The 12570-nt window shown below is 43.0% G+C and carries 18 protein-coding genes and 1 pseudogene; 7 read left to right on the top strand and 12 right to left on the bottom strand.

From position 1 onward, the window contains the following. The first annotated feature begins 50 nt into the window (after window positions 1-50). From L1D11_RS20185 to L1D11_RS20175, 3 genes are all read left to right on the top strand, one after another. Window positions 51-449 carry a hypothetical protein gene (locus L1D11_RS20185; protein ID WP_076655459.1) on the top strand — a complete coding sequence of 133 codons (399 nt, stop codon included), beginning with the start codon at window positions 51-53 and terminating at the stop codon, window positions 447-449. Between the two features lie 61 nt (window positions 450-510). Next, on the top strand, window positions 511-1170 hold the full coding sequence (locus L1D11_RS20180; protein WP_239833211.1) for a response regulator transcription factor: 660 nt from the start codon (window positions 511-513) through the stop codon (window positions 1168-1170). 103 nt (window positions 1171-1273) lie between these two features. After that, window positions 1274-2620 carry an ATP-binding protein gene (locus L1D11_RS20175; protein ID WP_239833210.1) on the top strand — a complete coding sequence of 449 codons (1347 nt, stop codon included), beginning with the start codon at window positions 1274-1276 and terminating at the stop codon, window positions 2618-2620. 77 nt (window positions 2621-2697) lie between these two features. Here L1D11_RS20175 and L1D11_RS20170 read toward each other — a convergent pair whose 3' ends face one another. Both L1D11_RS20170 and L1D11_RS20165 read right to left on the bottom strand, forming a co-directional pair. Beyond that, entirely contained in the window at window positions 2698-4005 is a 1308-nt protein-coding gene (locus L1D11_RS20170) for an LssY C-terminal domain-containing protein (RefSeq protein ID WP_239862705.1), read from the bottom strand. Between the two features lie 14 nt (window positions 4006-4019). After that, window positions 4020-4748, bottom strand: a complete 729-nt coding sequence (locus L1D11_RS20165) for a glycosyltransferase (RefSeq protein ID WP_239833208.1) — start codon at window positions 4746-4748, stop codon at window positions 4020-4022. A gap of 369 nt (window positions 4749-5117) precedes the next feature. On the opposite strand from L1D11_RS20165, the gene rplY reads away from it, so the two are divergent. Together rplY and L1D11_RS20155 are read left to right on the top strand one after the other, a co-directional pair. Next, window positions 5118-5396: a 50S ribosomal protein L25 gene (gene rplY, locus L1D11_RS20160; protein WP_048658383.1), complete on the top strand. Its 279-nt coding sequence runs from the start codon at window positions 5118-5120 to the stop codon at window positions 5394-5396. 438 nt (window positions 5397-5834) lie between these two features. After that, window positions 5835-5993: a hypothetical protein gene (locus tag L1D11_RS20155; RefSeq protein WP_239833207.1), complete on the top strand. Its 159-nt coding sequence runs from the start codon at window positions 5835-5837 to the stop codon at window positions 5991-5993. 87 nt (window positions 5994-6080) lie between these two features. Here L1D11_RS20155 and L1D11_RS20150 read toward each other — a convergent pair whose 3' ends face one another. The 9 genes from L1D11_RS20150 to L1D11_RS20110 all read right to left on the bottom strand — a co-directional run bounded on the left by L1D11_RS20150 (window position 6081) and on the right by L1D11_RS20110 (window position 11298). After that, window positions 6081-6614, bottom strand: coding sequence for a GNAT family N-acetyltransferase (locus L1D11_RS20150; RefSeq protein WP_004742142.1), 534 nt, complete (start codon window positions 6612-6614; stop codon window positions 6081-6083). Continuing rightward, on the bottom strand, window positions 6604-7152 hold the full coding sequence (locus L1D11_RS20145; protein ID WP_239833206.1) for a GNAT family protein: 549 nt from the start codon (window positions 7150-7152) through the stop codon (window positions 6604-6606). The genes L1D11_RS20150 and L1D11_RS20145 overlap by 11 nt, the downstream gene beginning before the upstream one ends. 38 nt (window positions 7153-7190) lie before the next feature. Continuing rightward, on the bottom strand, window positions 7191-7709 hold the full coding sequence (locus L1D11_RS20140; RefSeq protein WP_116870320.1) for a GNAT family N-acetyltransferase: 519 nt from the start codon (window positions 7707-7709) through the stop codon (window positions 7191-7193). Between the two features lie 39 nt (window positions 7710-7748). Further along, window positions 7749-8396, bottom strand: a complete 648-nt coding sequence (locus L1D11_RS20135; RefSeq protein ID WP_239833205.1) for an HAD-IA family hydrolase — start codon at window positions 8394-8396, stop codon at window positions 7749-7751. Window positions 8397-8456: 60 nt separating this feature from the next. Beyond that, entirely contained in the window at window positions 8457-9086 is a 630-nt protein-coding gene (locus tag L1D11_RS20130; protein ID WP_239833204.1) for a LysE family transporter, read from the bottom strand. 187 nt (window positions 9087-9273) lie between these two features. Further along, window positions 9274-9762, bottom strand: a complete 489-nt coding sequence (locus tag L1D11_RS20125) for a hypothetical protein (protein WP_239833203.1) — start codon at window positions 9760-9762, stop codon at window positions 9274-9276. Window positions 9763-9825: 63 nt separating this feature from the next. Beyond that, window positions 9826-10077: a TIGR03643 family protein gene (locus L1D11_RS20120; protein ID WP_239833202.1), complete on the bottom strand. Its 252-nt coding sequence runs from the start codon at window positions 10075-10077 to the stop codon at window positions 9826-9828. Window positions 10078-10190: 113 nt separating this feature from the next. After that, entirely contained in the window at window positions 10191-10712 is a 522-nt protein-coding gene (locus L1D11_RS20115; protein WP_239833201.1) for a GNAT family protein, read from the bottom strand. Between the two features lie 157 nt (window positions 10713-10869). Further along, entirely contained in the window at window positions 10870-11298 is a 429-nt protein-coding gene (locus L1D11_RS20110) for a hypothetical protein (protein ID WP_239833200.1), read from the bottom strand. Between the two features lie 520 nt (window positions 11299-11818). Here L1D11_RS20110 and L1D11_RS20105 point away from each other — a divergent pair. Continuing rightward, entirely contained in the window at window positions 11819-12010 is a 192-nt protein-coding gene (locus tag L1D11_RS20105) for a hypothetical protein (RefSeq protein ID WP_239833199.1), read from the top strand. A gap of 212 nt (window positions 12011-12222) precedes the next feature. Here L1D11_RS20105 and L1D11_RS20100 read toward each other — a convergent pair. Beyond that, window positions 12223-12324, bottom strand: a pseudogene (locus L1D11_RS20100) (IS3 family transposase); the annotation flags it as partial. A gap of 59 nt (window positions 12325-12383) precedes the next feature. On the opposite strand from L1D11_RS20100, the gene L1D11_RS20095 reads away from it, so the two are divergent. Then, the coding region (locus tag L1D11_RS20095) for a transposase (protein WP_239833198.1) at window positions 12384-12570 on the top strand (187 nt) is incomplete at its 3' end.

The raw sequence follows: 12570 nt of genomic DNA, 5'->3' as shown, positions 1-12570 counted from the left end.
CAGAATTACTTTTTTATACTGAACGCTATCAACCTTCTCTAGGATTCGCTATGTTTAGTAAAGCTATGATTTCATTGTTTTCTATAAGCTTAGGCTTATTTGTTTCTGCTGGCGCATGGGCTGACTCACATCATAATGGTCACGACCTAGTACAAGACGTTCACAAAGCAGGAACCCGTATCGAATTCGAAGAAGATCAAGACGAAGTCTATGAAGCGGTTCGAGAAGGCTATATTCGCCCTTTCTCTGAAATGTATGCCGCAGTAGAAAACGATCTTCATGGCCGAATCATTAAAGTCGAGCTAGAAGAAGATGATGATATTTGGGTGTATGAACTAAAAATTAACTTCCAAAACAACATCATAAAAGTTGAATACAACGCCGAAACGTTAGACATGTTAAAAATTGAAGGCCGCAACTTTAAAAACGCAATTAAGCACGGCAACTAATTAAGCGCGACGAATAGTTAAGCACGACGAACAGTCATTACAAGAATTAAGAAGAACAATTATGAAAATTTTAGTCGTTGAAGACGAACCTCGTTTAGGCCAACAGATTATTGAAACACTTGAGGGAGCTGACTGGGTTCCAGAACTTTCTCAAGATGGTATCGACGCACTCTACCGTGCAACGTCAGAAGAGTGGGATGCAATTGTTCTCGATTTAGGTCTACCGAAGCTTGATGGCCTAACCGTTTTAAAAGGCATTCGAGACGAAAACATCAACACACCCGTCATTATCTTGAGTGCTCGTGACACGCTGACCCAACGTGTTGAAGGCTTGAATGCCGGTGCTGATGATTATCTCACTAAACCATTTGAAATGGTCGAGCTGATTGCCCGTATTCGCGCTCAACTGCGCCGTGCTTCCGGCAGTGCGGCACCTGTCCTTCAAATTGGTGATTTAAGCTTAGACACTCGCAGTTCAAAAGTTTTGTGGCAGGGCCAAGCAGTAAACCTAACGGCACTGGAATATAAGGTTGTTGCGTATTTCATGCACAACCAAAATAAGGTTATCTCACGCACTGAGCTGGTTGAGCACATCTACAAACAAGATTTCGACCGCGACTCAAACACGGTTGAGGTATTTATTGGTCGTATTCGTAAGAAAATCGCACCTAAGATCATCAAAACCGTGCGTGGCCTTGGCTACCAACTGAATGCTGAATAGCTCTGTCGTCAATCACGCCTGAGCAACCATTAATTAAGTGGACAGCCTGTTCTGATCATCGCAATACGACAAGTCGCGATGAGCAAAGGCCGGCTGGAAATGCATGAATCTAAAGAAACGAACACTTAAAAACATCAGTCTGAAAAGCCGCTTGCTCCTCGCTGCGGCTTTTTGGCTAGGTGCGATGATATTAGCGGCAGGTGTAGGGATTCCGAAACTAGTTAACGACTACCTCGTCGATGATATGAAACAGCAGCTTGGCTTAACCATGGATGAGTTAACCGCCAATATCGAAACCAATGACAATGGCAACTTGATCATGGCAGAACGTCTGTCTGATCCTAGGTTCAACCAGCCCTATAGTGGTATTTATTGGCGCGCCGCCACCCAAGATCAGATCATTCGCTCGCGCTCCCTTTGGGATAAAGACCTCACTATCAAGCGTTCACCTATTCACACCTCTGTCAAAGGGCCTGAGAAAGAAAAACTGATTTACATCGAGCAAGATATCTATCTGCCTGAACTGAGCGACCCTGTCACGATCACCATTGGTATTGATGAAGACCGGTTAGAGTCGACACTGGCCGAACTGACTGGTCAAGTCTGGTTGATTCTGATGCTGCTGTTTGTTGGCGTGCTTATGTTGATTGGCATTCAAGTCAGCTGGTCGCTGCTACCGCTCAGTAAAATGCAGCGCGAGTTGGTGATGCTAAGAAACGGCGAGCAACAAGGGTTAAGCGATAACTACCCGAAAGAGGTTTCTCCATTAGTCTCGGATCTCAATGCCCTACTCTTCCACTATCAAGAGTTATTGGAGCGAGCTCGCAACCACGCAGGAAACCTATCTCACGCGTTGAAAACACCGCTTTCAGTTCTGAAAAATGAGATAGAGCGACTTCCAGATGAGGACAAGTCACTGATACAGCAACCCATTCATCAAATCCAGAACCAAATAGACTATCACCTTGGCCGTGCGCGCATGGCTGGTGCAATGAACATTCTTTCAGTGAAGGCCTCACCCTGTGAGCGTGTTGAAGCTATCTCTATGGCGTTTGATAAAGTCTACGCTGCCAACGAAGTCACCATGATTAACGAGCTAGACTCCGAGATTGAAGTGGCTGTAGAAAAAACCGACCTTGATGAAATGGTCGGTAACCTACTCGAGAATAGTTACAAATGGGCGAACAGCATTATTCGTGTCCATGCAAATGAACTCGACGATGGCAACATTGAATTGGTGATTGAAGATGATGGCCAAGGCATTCCTGAAGAGAAACTTCAGCAAGTGACCAAACGTGGTGTTCGACTTGATGAAACCACACCAGGAACAGGCTTGGGGCTTAACATCGTGAATGAAATGGCACACAGCTACAGAGGCAGCCTAACACTCAGCAAAAGCTCAATGGGCGGATTAAAAGCCTCTCTGGTGCTTAAAATAAGTAAAGGCTGAACAAGCTAAGTAAAAGTTAAACACAATAAGCCCTAACGTAATGCTAGGGCTTAGTTCTATCGACCTTATATACAACTCTATATATCGTTCACAGCAACATCTAAAGCTTGGGAATCATCACTCAGGCTCGTTGCTCCAATCATTAAAATTCTACCATCAGTATAATAATCATGATCTTCATTGAGCACTTCCACAGTTGCCAGTGGATACTTGTCTAGTTCAATATCTGGTAGTGAAGTTCGTATCTGATTTGCAAGCCTATCGCGCTCTTCATCCACATTAGGGTCAATATTGTGAAGTATGGTCACAATGCCTGAGTAAGGGGTGACTTTAAGACCATCATCATAGCTGATTGCGCCTAACCACTGAGGCTGGTTAGTTTGAACATCAACACCAGCGCGCCACCAGCGAATATGGCTGCGCTTCATCAAATTACCCGGCAATTGAAAAGCCATATCTTGCGGCTTGTCTCGCCAATATAAATCTGACACGGGTGGCGTTTTGTCTTTAAGCAATGCCAAATAGCCAGCCCATTCGATCTCATTTCGAGAGAAGGTTTGATTCTCTATCCAGCCTAATTGCTTCATTAAATCTTTTGGGGTTGCTCCAACATAAATGACGTTGATCGCTTGTGCCGAATAGAACGAAGATTTGCCAGGGAACGCTTTATAGGTAACCGAGTTCCAATCTACTTTGTTTATTAGAGCCGTCTCTTGTTGATTCTGAAAGTCGTCCGCTTTCCAAAAAAAGTGAGCGTAGTTCGCAAACAATACCCACGCCAACAACAGCGCACTCGACTTAAGGACCAAGCGTCGCCACTTCATTCGATAACCAATGACGGTGAAGACCAATACCGCGAACACGCCTACGATCCAACTATTATGCTCGGAGATAAATATCTTAAGGCTATTAAGCCACGGAAAGTTTTCAACGCCGTGCGCCAGTAACATACCCCAAGCAACAAATTGCCCGCCACCAAGAGCCAAGCCGATAAAGGCCAATACACTGAAGTTGCGCCACGGTACACGATGCGAGCCAGCTATAAATGGCACAACCCAAGCGATAGGCCCTAATAAACGAGCAAAAAGAATGATGTATGTGCCTTTGCGAGCAACCAGATAGCGGCAGCGCGCAATTAATCTTTTGGTTTTAGGACAAAACTTAATGAGCCTTCGTTGCGCCTTAGCACCGTATTTATAACCAATGAAATAACTGAGTTGGTCACCAAGCAAACCACCTAGCATCACCAAAACCAACGCCATCCATGCACCTGAATACAGTTGAAAGCCCGCTGCGATAAAAAAGGGCTCTCCCGGTACAAATAGGTTTGGGCCTATGAGAGCATCACCCAATGCCCCCAAAAACAGCCCGAGTCCATCAAACATAACAACCTCAATGCTTACTGTTCTTTATAGTGACCAAACTTGTAGTTCATCTCGTTGTTACGCATTTCGCCTTTAAAGAAGCGTCTTACGTTGGCTTTAAGGTAAGTAGAGCCTGTCTTCACAACGCCATCTTGGTCTAAACGACGTGGGTCAAAACCAAAAGTCATATTAAGGAATCTAAATCGCCATGTTTTGCTCGCACGTTTTACGTAGTCACAGTCTTCACACAGTACGATCTCTTCATCGAAACCGCCGATTTCATCATGCGCTCGTTTCGTCGAGAAAATACACGCGCCAATCGCCGTCGGGAAAAAGAACTGGGTAGTAAATAAGCCTGCGTTAAATAGCCCGTAACCAAACTTGTGTACAAGCGGCAGACCTTTCGATCTCATATACACACCCGCAACTTCAAGCTTCTTCTCTTCTAGTTCATAAAGCGCTTTCGCAAGGAAGTTTCGAGGCAAGCTCACATCGGCATCTAGGAAAAGGATCCGGTTGTATTGCGCTAATGACGCACCTGTATTTCGGCCAAGGCTCACACCACGGTTTTCCATATGATGAACAGTTAATTTTGGCAACGCGTTTTCAAAAGCTTGTGCCACTTCTCTTGTGTTGTCTTCACTGTTCGAGTCGACAACAATCACTTCAAACTCTTGGTGGGTTTGCACGCTCAACTCTTCCATTAAGCGGCTAATGCGTTTCTCTTCGTTTAGCGTAATTACGACAATGCTTACCGGTTCCATATTTTCACCTATTCATTCTGCTGTTTAATTAACACTAAGATTAACGAACTAAGCCTTAACCAAGTCTTAGGCAAACATTCATTTTCCGTTCATTAACTTGATGATTTAGCGGTGATATAAATAGATAAGAGTGGCGATGTAAAAGGGGTTAAAATGCGCTAAACAAGCGTTAGCGAACGTTTTATCTCCAAACGAACCCATTATCGAAGGAAATTCACTTTGAGATGGGCTTCTGACTTGCTCATATTGGAATGTGATGTTAGTATCCGCGCTCGCTTAAGCATGAACTCGTTTGTGCCTAAGCATTACCACACACTCAAGGTCGCATTGAGGTGTGAAGTTAATTTTTACTAATTTGAGAGTAAAACTATGAAATTTGAAGCAGTAGTACGTACTGAACTAGGTAAAGGTGCGAGCCGCCGCCTACGTCACGCTGGTAAATTCCCAGCTGTAATCTACGGTGGCGAAGCTGAAGCTGTAGCTATCGAACTTGTTCACGCTGAAGTGATCAACCAAATGGATAAGCCTGAATTCTACGAAGCAATCACTCTACTGATTGACGGCGCAGAAGTTAAGGTTAAACCACAAGACGTTCAACGTCACGCGTTCAAGCCAAAAGTTGAGCACATGGACTTCATCCGTATCTAATTCCCTACCAAGGAATAAGATTGGATTAATCCAGCCTTCTGCATAGAAAAGATAATCGATCTTACCAGTCGAGAAATCTAGAAATTCGAAACCCCGATGCTACCAACATCGGGGTTTCACCGTTTTTGAGCCCTCAAAAACGTCGTAAATCTCTCGCAATACACTGAAAATAATCAACTTTCCCCTTCCCCACTTTATCCCAATCTTGCTTGGGTGGATTAAAGGTGGACGAAAGGTGGACTTATACAGTAGTTTCTCTCCCAACTATCTTAGACCCATTTTCGCCATGACTCAAATCACCGCCCACATCCCCTACTTTATTCTTTAACTCTAGAGCATATCTGAAAGTGCCCTCAAAGAGCCTCTAGACGGCTTCCGAGAAAATCCTATATCAGTGTTATACTTCCGATTAAATCGCTTACTGGTGAGGCTGCAGAAATGGATAAAAAGACTTTTACCGAGCAAGAGCTACTCGAAGGATTAGATGCTCATACTTCACATGCAGATGAACTGGCTGAATTGGTTAAGGTAGAGATAGATGTTGAAGAAAAATTAAAAGAAGAAAACAGGCCGAATAGCACCGTTAACTCACATTGATGAATACACCTCACGTAGAGATAAAAAACAAACTCCTTTACATAAGATGTACTAATTCAGTACCTGATCTGACAGACACCCTAGAAATTAAGACAAGCACGTTTTGGCGAAAACCAGCGTGCTGTCTAACTCTCCAGAAGGTAAACGCCTAGCATTAGCTAAACGTGCTTCTTGCTGGTAGCCACATCGCTGCGCCACTGCCTGACTTTTCACATTCGTTGCTGCCATTTTTATTTCAACCCGCTTTGCCCCTTTATCAAGAAAGGCAAACTCTTCAACGAGTTGAATCGCCTCGCTCACATAACCAAATCCCGTTTTCGAAGTTCGTAACCAATAACCGATTTCAAAACAAGGTATAGAGTCGTCTCGAACAATAAAACCAATGGCGCCGATGAACGCCTCAGTATTCTTTTCAATAATACTGAACCAAAACTCCCCCACAAAATTAGAGAAATTACTGGCAGCCTCTTGAGTATTGAGTTCAAGTTGTTGCCGAGTTAAGGATTCAGAAACCCAAGGCAGGAATTCGGACAACTCAGCCATACATTCTTGAACAACGTTAAACATTTCATCAGTATGGATTAATGAAGGAGGTGTTAATTTAAGTCGTTCACTTTCCATTACTCTCACCTTCCCACTCTGAGCGAAGCATCGCTAATACAACGGTATCCCACCACTTATTTTTGAAAAATCGGTGCTCTTTAAAGCAAGCTTCTTGTCTCATCCCGAGTGACTTACACAATCTTATCGCCGCTAGATTCTCACCAATGGTTTCCGCATAAATTCGATGAACACCTAACTCTGAAAACCCAAAACCAGCCAGAGCATTGGCCGCTTCTATGGGTAGCCCTTTCCCCTGAATCTCTCTCGCAAAAGCGCAACCCATTGAAGCTTGCTGGTTATCTTCAAGGCGTAAACACACGGTTCCGATAAACTTCCCTGACTCTTTACTTTCCACAGCTAATTGATAGGACTGACGAGGATCTTCCTCAGCCTGTTCAACAAACAATTGGGTGAGTTGATGGTACTTACTAGGCTCACAATCAGTTTCATCATAGAAACGCTGATATTTGGCGTCCTGTGACATGGCCACAAACGCGCTTTTATCTTCAAGCGTCATATCTCGAAGAACTAATCGGTTAGTTTCTAGTTTGAACATCAAAACTCCTTTTTATCTGTCTCCTAAACTGCATTACGTTACTGACAGTCAAGCCAATAACGAGCTACTGGACCAGGAAAAACTTTACCAAAAACTATTTTTTCAAACTTACCGCCATTTGCCTCAATGACTTTTCGTGAAGCTATATTGTCTTCGTCTGCGGTAATCAAAGCTTGTTTAATACCCAGAGAGCTCGCTTTTGGAATAGCTAATTTGAGCATTGCCTTACCATAGCCAGAACCTCTCTTTGAGGGAGCAATATCGTAGCCAATGTGCCCCGCTTCAAGTGACAGAAACTCATTATCGATGCGATGACGAACACGAATGGCGCCGAGTATCTCTCCCTCATCACTCACTAACCAATAATGATTACATGGCACATAACCATCGGGTAAGTTAACGCCTCTAGCCTCATCATCTAAGCATTCAATATAACGAGAAAAATCAAGAACACCGTCTTTGTAATAATCAGAGTTATCGATGTCGTGCTCCAAGAAGTCTTGATAATACACCTTAAAAGCGGACTCAAATTCTTTTGAGGGCGATACTAGTTTCATTGTTATCTATTCCTCTTACGATAAAATTAAAGGATCTTTCTAATTAGCAAGATGAATCTGATAGGTTCCAATTTGACTGCGAGTAAGTATGAGTTCATCAAACCCATTTACGATCAAATCCGCTTGGTTCAATTCTTTTCTGGTATGGCTGGTTAATAGAGCGATAGTGAAACATCCTGCCTTCTTAGCAGATAGTACGCCAGATGGTGAATCTTCAACTGCAACACAATCTTCAGTTTTTGCGCCTAAAGCTTCTGCTGCCTTGAGGAAAGGATCCGGTGCTGGCTTACCTCGTACCACATCTTCAGCACAAATCATGACCTTTGGTAACGTAAAACCGGAAGCTTCTAAGCTTGTTGTTGCGACGGCTCTTGGCCCACTAGTTGCGATTGACCAGCAATCCGGACCTAATTTTGATAAAAAATCATGAGAATTTGGTATAGCCTTGGCGCGCTTCATCTCTTGGGTCGCAATAGCTTTAACTTTATTGACCTCAGTGACATTGGAGAATTCCATGCCAATACAGCTCAGTGTCTCTTCGATTTTTCGCCCATGGATATACTCACTCATGGTTTCAAAACGAACACCAACAGTCTTGCACCATTTTTTCCAAATATTGTCGATAACCACTTGGGTATCAACCAGTGTTGCATCTACATCAAAAATAAACTTCTTACATTCAATCATGAACTCTACAACCTATGAAAAACACTTTGATACAGCATTGATATGAGCAGATAACACACATTAAGACGCCATGACTTTAATACCAAACAGCGTAAACAAGCCGCCGGTTATATAATCCATGACACTTGAGATACGCGCATAAACACTTTTTGCTGCTCGATGTGAAAAGGCTGTCGCCAGAAACATATGCCAGCATAAGGTAATACCAGACATAGTCAGCATAATGGCGATGACCATCGGGATGGTAATATTTTCAGGCATAGAGACACTAAACAAACTCACCACAAAGAACCCCGTTTTAGGGTTTAAGATGCTAGTGATGAACGCAGACATAAAGACTTTTCTACTTGAAGGCAGCATCGCTTCGCTAGTATTCAAACCTTCATCTAGCTGTTTGGCTTTTCGTGTTGAAAGGATCTGGCGCATACCCAAGTACAACAAATAACTGCCACCAACGATCTTCATAACGCTAAATAGTGCCGGGAAATGGGAGAACAAAATAACCAAGCCAGTGCATCCAAACAGTGACCACAGCAATATGGACGTACTGACACCAAAAGCAGAATATTTTGCTAGCTTTCGGTTGTAGTGCAGCGCTGTGTTAATCGTCAACAATACATTCGCGCCGGGTGTTGCGACTGCCAATATCCAAATCAACGCAACGTGAAGAAGAACCAATAAATATTCCATTCGTCTCTACTCAATTCAATCAAGCTTTAGTAATGATATCGCACGCATCAACGGTTTTACGTCGCTTGATTCACAAAGTTAGTGCGCTCGAACGTGGTGTGATGAGTGTCTTTCAACTCAGCATTAGAGTCCACATTTAGAACTAAAAAATGCCAAGCCATAAGATTCAACCAATCAATTTAAGATTCTACTCTCGACACTTTACTAAGCCATAAAGTTCCAGTAGTTGCCTGCCATCACTAGGCATCCCTTCATAGGCACCAAACGCACTAGGGTAATAGATAGGCAATGCTGTCATCACAAACTGAGCCAATGAAAAATAGACACCAAAATTAATAACGTAAGAAGCGATGTAAGGGAGTTGATTGCTATTAATAAAATACAACGATAGACACAGGAGTAATGAGGTAAGCGGCCCCATAACTAGAGACCATGCTTGTAAGGATTTACTGCCCTGTTGAGTTATTGAGGCAAAGCCAACATTCATTGAAAAGCTTGAAATTGACAGTGTGAGATTGCCAATTTGAACAACCTTGGCCTTTTCGCTATTCCCGAGGGCCACCTCGACTTTGTGACCCGCAATAAGCTGAGGGATTGCATGACCCAATTCATGCAATAAGGTGGCGATAGGCATCACACACAAAAAGCCTATCGCTAATCCAATCAAACTATTCAATCTCAATCTCCCTATTTAGAACGATAGCCACTGATAGAAAGAGGTAAATGGTTGGTAGAAAACCTACTGCCGCTTATATTGTGTTGGACAATAACCTCTAGACACTTCAGAGCTACGAAGTTTTACATGTTTTGTCGCACGACCTGAGACGCGAGCGCGCCACAATTTGAAGCTACCTGGCTTCATATGGCTGCGCATAAAACGAATCACCTGTGATTCATTTAAACCAAATTGGTGTTCTATTGCCTCAAATGGCGTTCGGTCTTCCCACGCCATTTCAATAATTCTTGATTCACTCTCTTTAGATAATTTCATTGTCTACCCATCCTTTAAAATCTGAGTAGAAGTACGCTCATTCTCACTTTTTAGATCAGGGCTTTACCACGAATCGATAAGGAATCATCAAACAAAAAAACAGATATTTGTCGCTATCCTCTTTCCAGCCACTCGCTACGCAGCATCCCATACTTCACCGAATCATAATACTCGCCTTGGTAATATCGCACCTTTCTCAGCCTAGCCTCTTGCTGGAAACCCAGCTTCAAAGCGAGAGACATCATGCGCGGGTTACCTGACCAAGTTGTTAGCCCAACTCGCTCAATCTGTTTGTTTTCGAATAAGTAAGTAACCCAAAGCGGAAGCGCCAATGCTGCGATCCCCTTCCCCCAATAATCAGAGTTATAAATGACTACGCCAGCTTCGAGCCAACGTGTCTCTTCACACTCCCAGTAGCAACTCACGGTCCCAACCAGTACACCGTCGACAACCACCAGCTGCAGGTCATCGCCCTCAAGCAGCCGTTTAAACGAATGCGCTTCAAAGTTTTCTAATGACGGATGAGAATACGAAAAATAAGGGCCATTAAACTTAGTCCACTCATCGTTTGAGATAACCAAAGCATAAATGGTAGCTAATTCGCTAGGCATTGCTGGTCTTATCGTTATGTCCATTCGCTTTCCTTGTACTGTTTTCCTTAGTCCAAATAACCCTAAGTTATCAGCTTTGGTTGTTCATCGTAATTGAGTTGAAACCCTTCAGAAAGTAAAAAGCTCGCCAATAATGAAGAGCCTTGTTTAGGGTTGAACCATGCTAACTACAAGGTCGCACTTAGCTTACAACTTGTTCTCGCAAACTGACTTCGACACTTTTTAAGATCTTAAACTCTTCACGAGTACAACCTCGAGCTACAGATACCCAATGATCACCAGTTTCGTCTGATCCTTTAAACTCTGCACGAAGCTCGTATTTTCGCCACGAAACAAAAGCCAAAATAAAGGTCAGAGCGAACATAGGTAACCCAAACTGAGGTACGAACGCCCAAGTTGCTGCAGATAGCATCAAGGCCAATGAAATAACGTTGATTGCGTTTTCTTTGATGCCCAGTTGTCGAATTTCTAGCTGTTTGATTTTACGTAAGCTATAAACATCCTTCTTGACTCGAAGTTCATCAGAGCTCACTAGAAAGTCAGATGCTTTGTATGGTCTACGCAGCCTCAATAAATTCGCTAACCTATTGCGTGTTGGTTTCTTATTCATCGCCTTTCTCCATGTTATTAAAGGTTAGTAAAAACTAATATAATCATAAAGTTATCGGTGAACGCTTATTTTATAAATCAAGGGGGTGTAAAAAGCAAGAATATGGAAATTAATAACATTTATAACAACACCAACAAAGCATTCAAGATATAAATCAATCCATTAAGACCTAGCTGCTGATTTGCACTGTGTAGAAGGTATTCACCCATTGATTCTTTGCGCTACTCATAATGAATGCTCCCATTAAGCAGCACTCTTCATCGTATTTTGTAACCAGTTATTTCAATTCATTTTGAACACGAGAGTCGTCTGCTTATAGTTTGCTGAAGCCCTATCACATAAAGTGCTTCCTCAAATAGACTCCATCAAAATAGAAGCACCCAGTCATCAGCAATTTGAATGGTTCAATCATTCATCTACTCATATCAGCGTAAGCTATCAATTAAGCAATTGATCTCATAATCTCAGACCTGTATGGTTACTTTATACACACTGTTGCCTAATGGAGATGGAGATGACGATGGACGAACTACTAACGCATGCTATGGAAGAGAAACAACGCACGGTCGTGACTAGCTTATTTGCAAAAAATGGGTTTAAAATCGCAGCGACAGATTTTGATGATGTGACCTTTGAACGCGAAACCGTTTTGGTCAATGTTCGATTTGATGCCTCTTCTAATGTTGAATCTATTTCGCTATCCAACCAGTAACGTTGAAGAACATTATACCAAAAGAAGAGTGACACCATGCTCGAACACCGTAGTGTTAAAGAAACCGCCACCTTATGAATTTATCTCAATAAAAAATTCTGACCAACAAGCTTTGCCGTGCGGAACAGCGACTCGACATACGGGTTATCATCACTGACTCTCGGGCGGCTATACGGTGAGACTGATCTGCTCCACTCAGACTGGACACCTCATTAAGCGACATTTTGCTGTTCAAAGTTAGCTGGGCTTAGATACCCAAGAGCACTGTGCCTTCTCGTCCGATTATAATCAACCTCAATGTACTCAAAGACTGATCCGCACCAGCAGTTTTAGACATCGAGTTAAGTGAGTACAATCACTAACGAGGTGAACCATGACAAGCAAGAAAAAACGTATTATCCATTCCCCTGAATTTAAAGCAGAAGCCCTGAAGCTAGCAGAGAAAGTGGGAGTAGCTGCGGCAGCGAGGCAACTGTCATTACACGAATCCCAGATCTATGGTTGGCGTAAGGCAGTTAAGAGCGACACCAGCACCAGTCAGCGAGAAAAAGATCTAGCCG

It is taken from the genome of Vibrio sp. Isolate32 (genome assembly GCF_022397955.1).
Lineage (GTDB): Bacteria > Pseudomonadota > Gammaproteobacteria > Enterobacterales > Vibrionaceae > Vibrio.
Note: the sequence above shows the minus strand (reverse complement) of the source record. Positions and strands in the feature narration are given on the sequence as shown.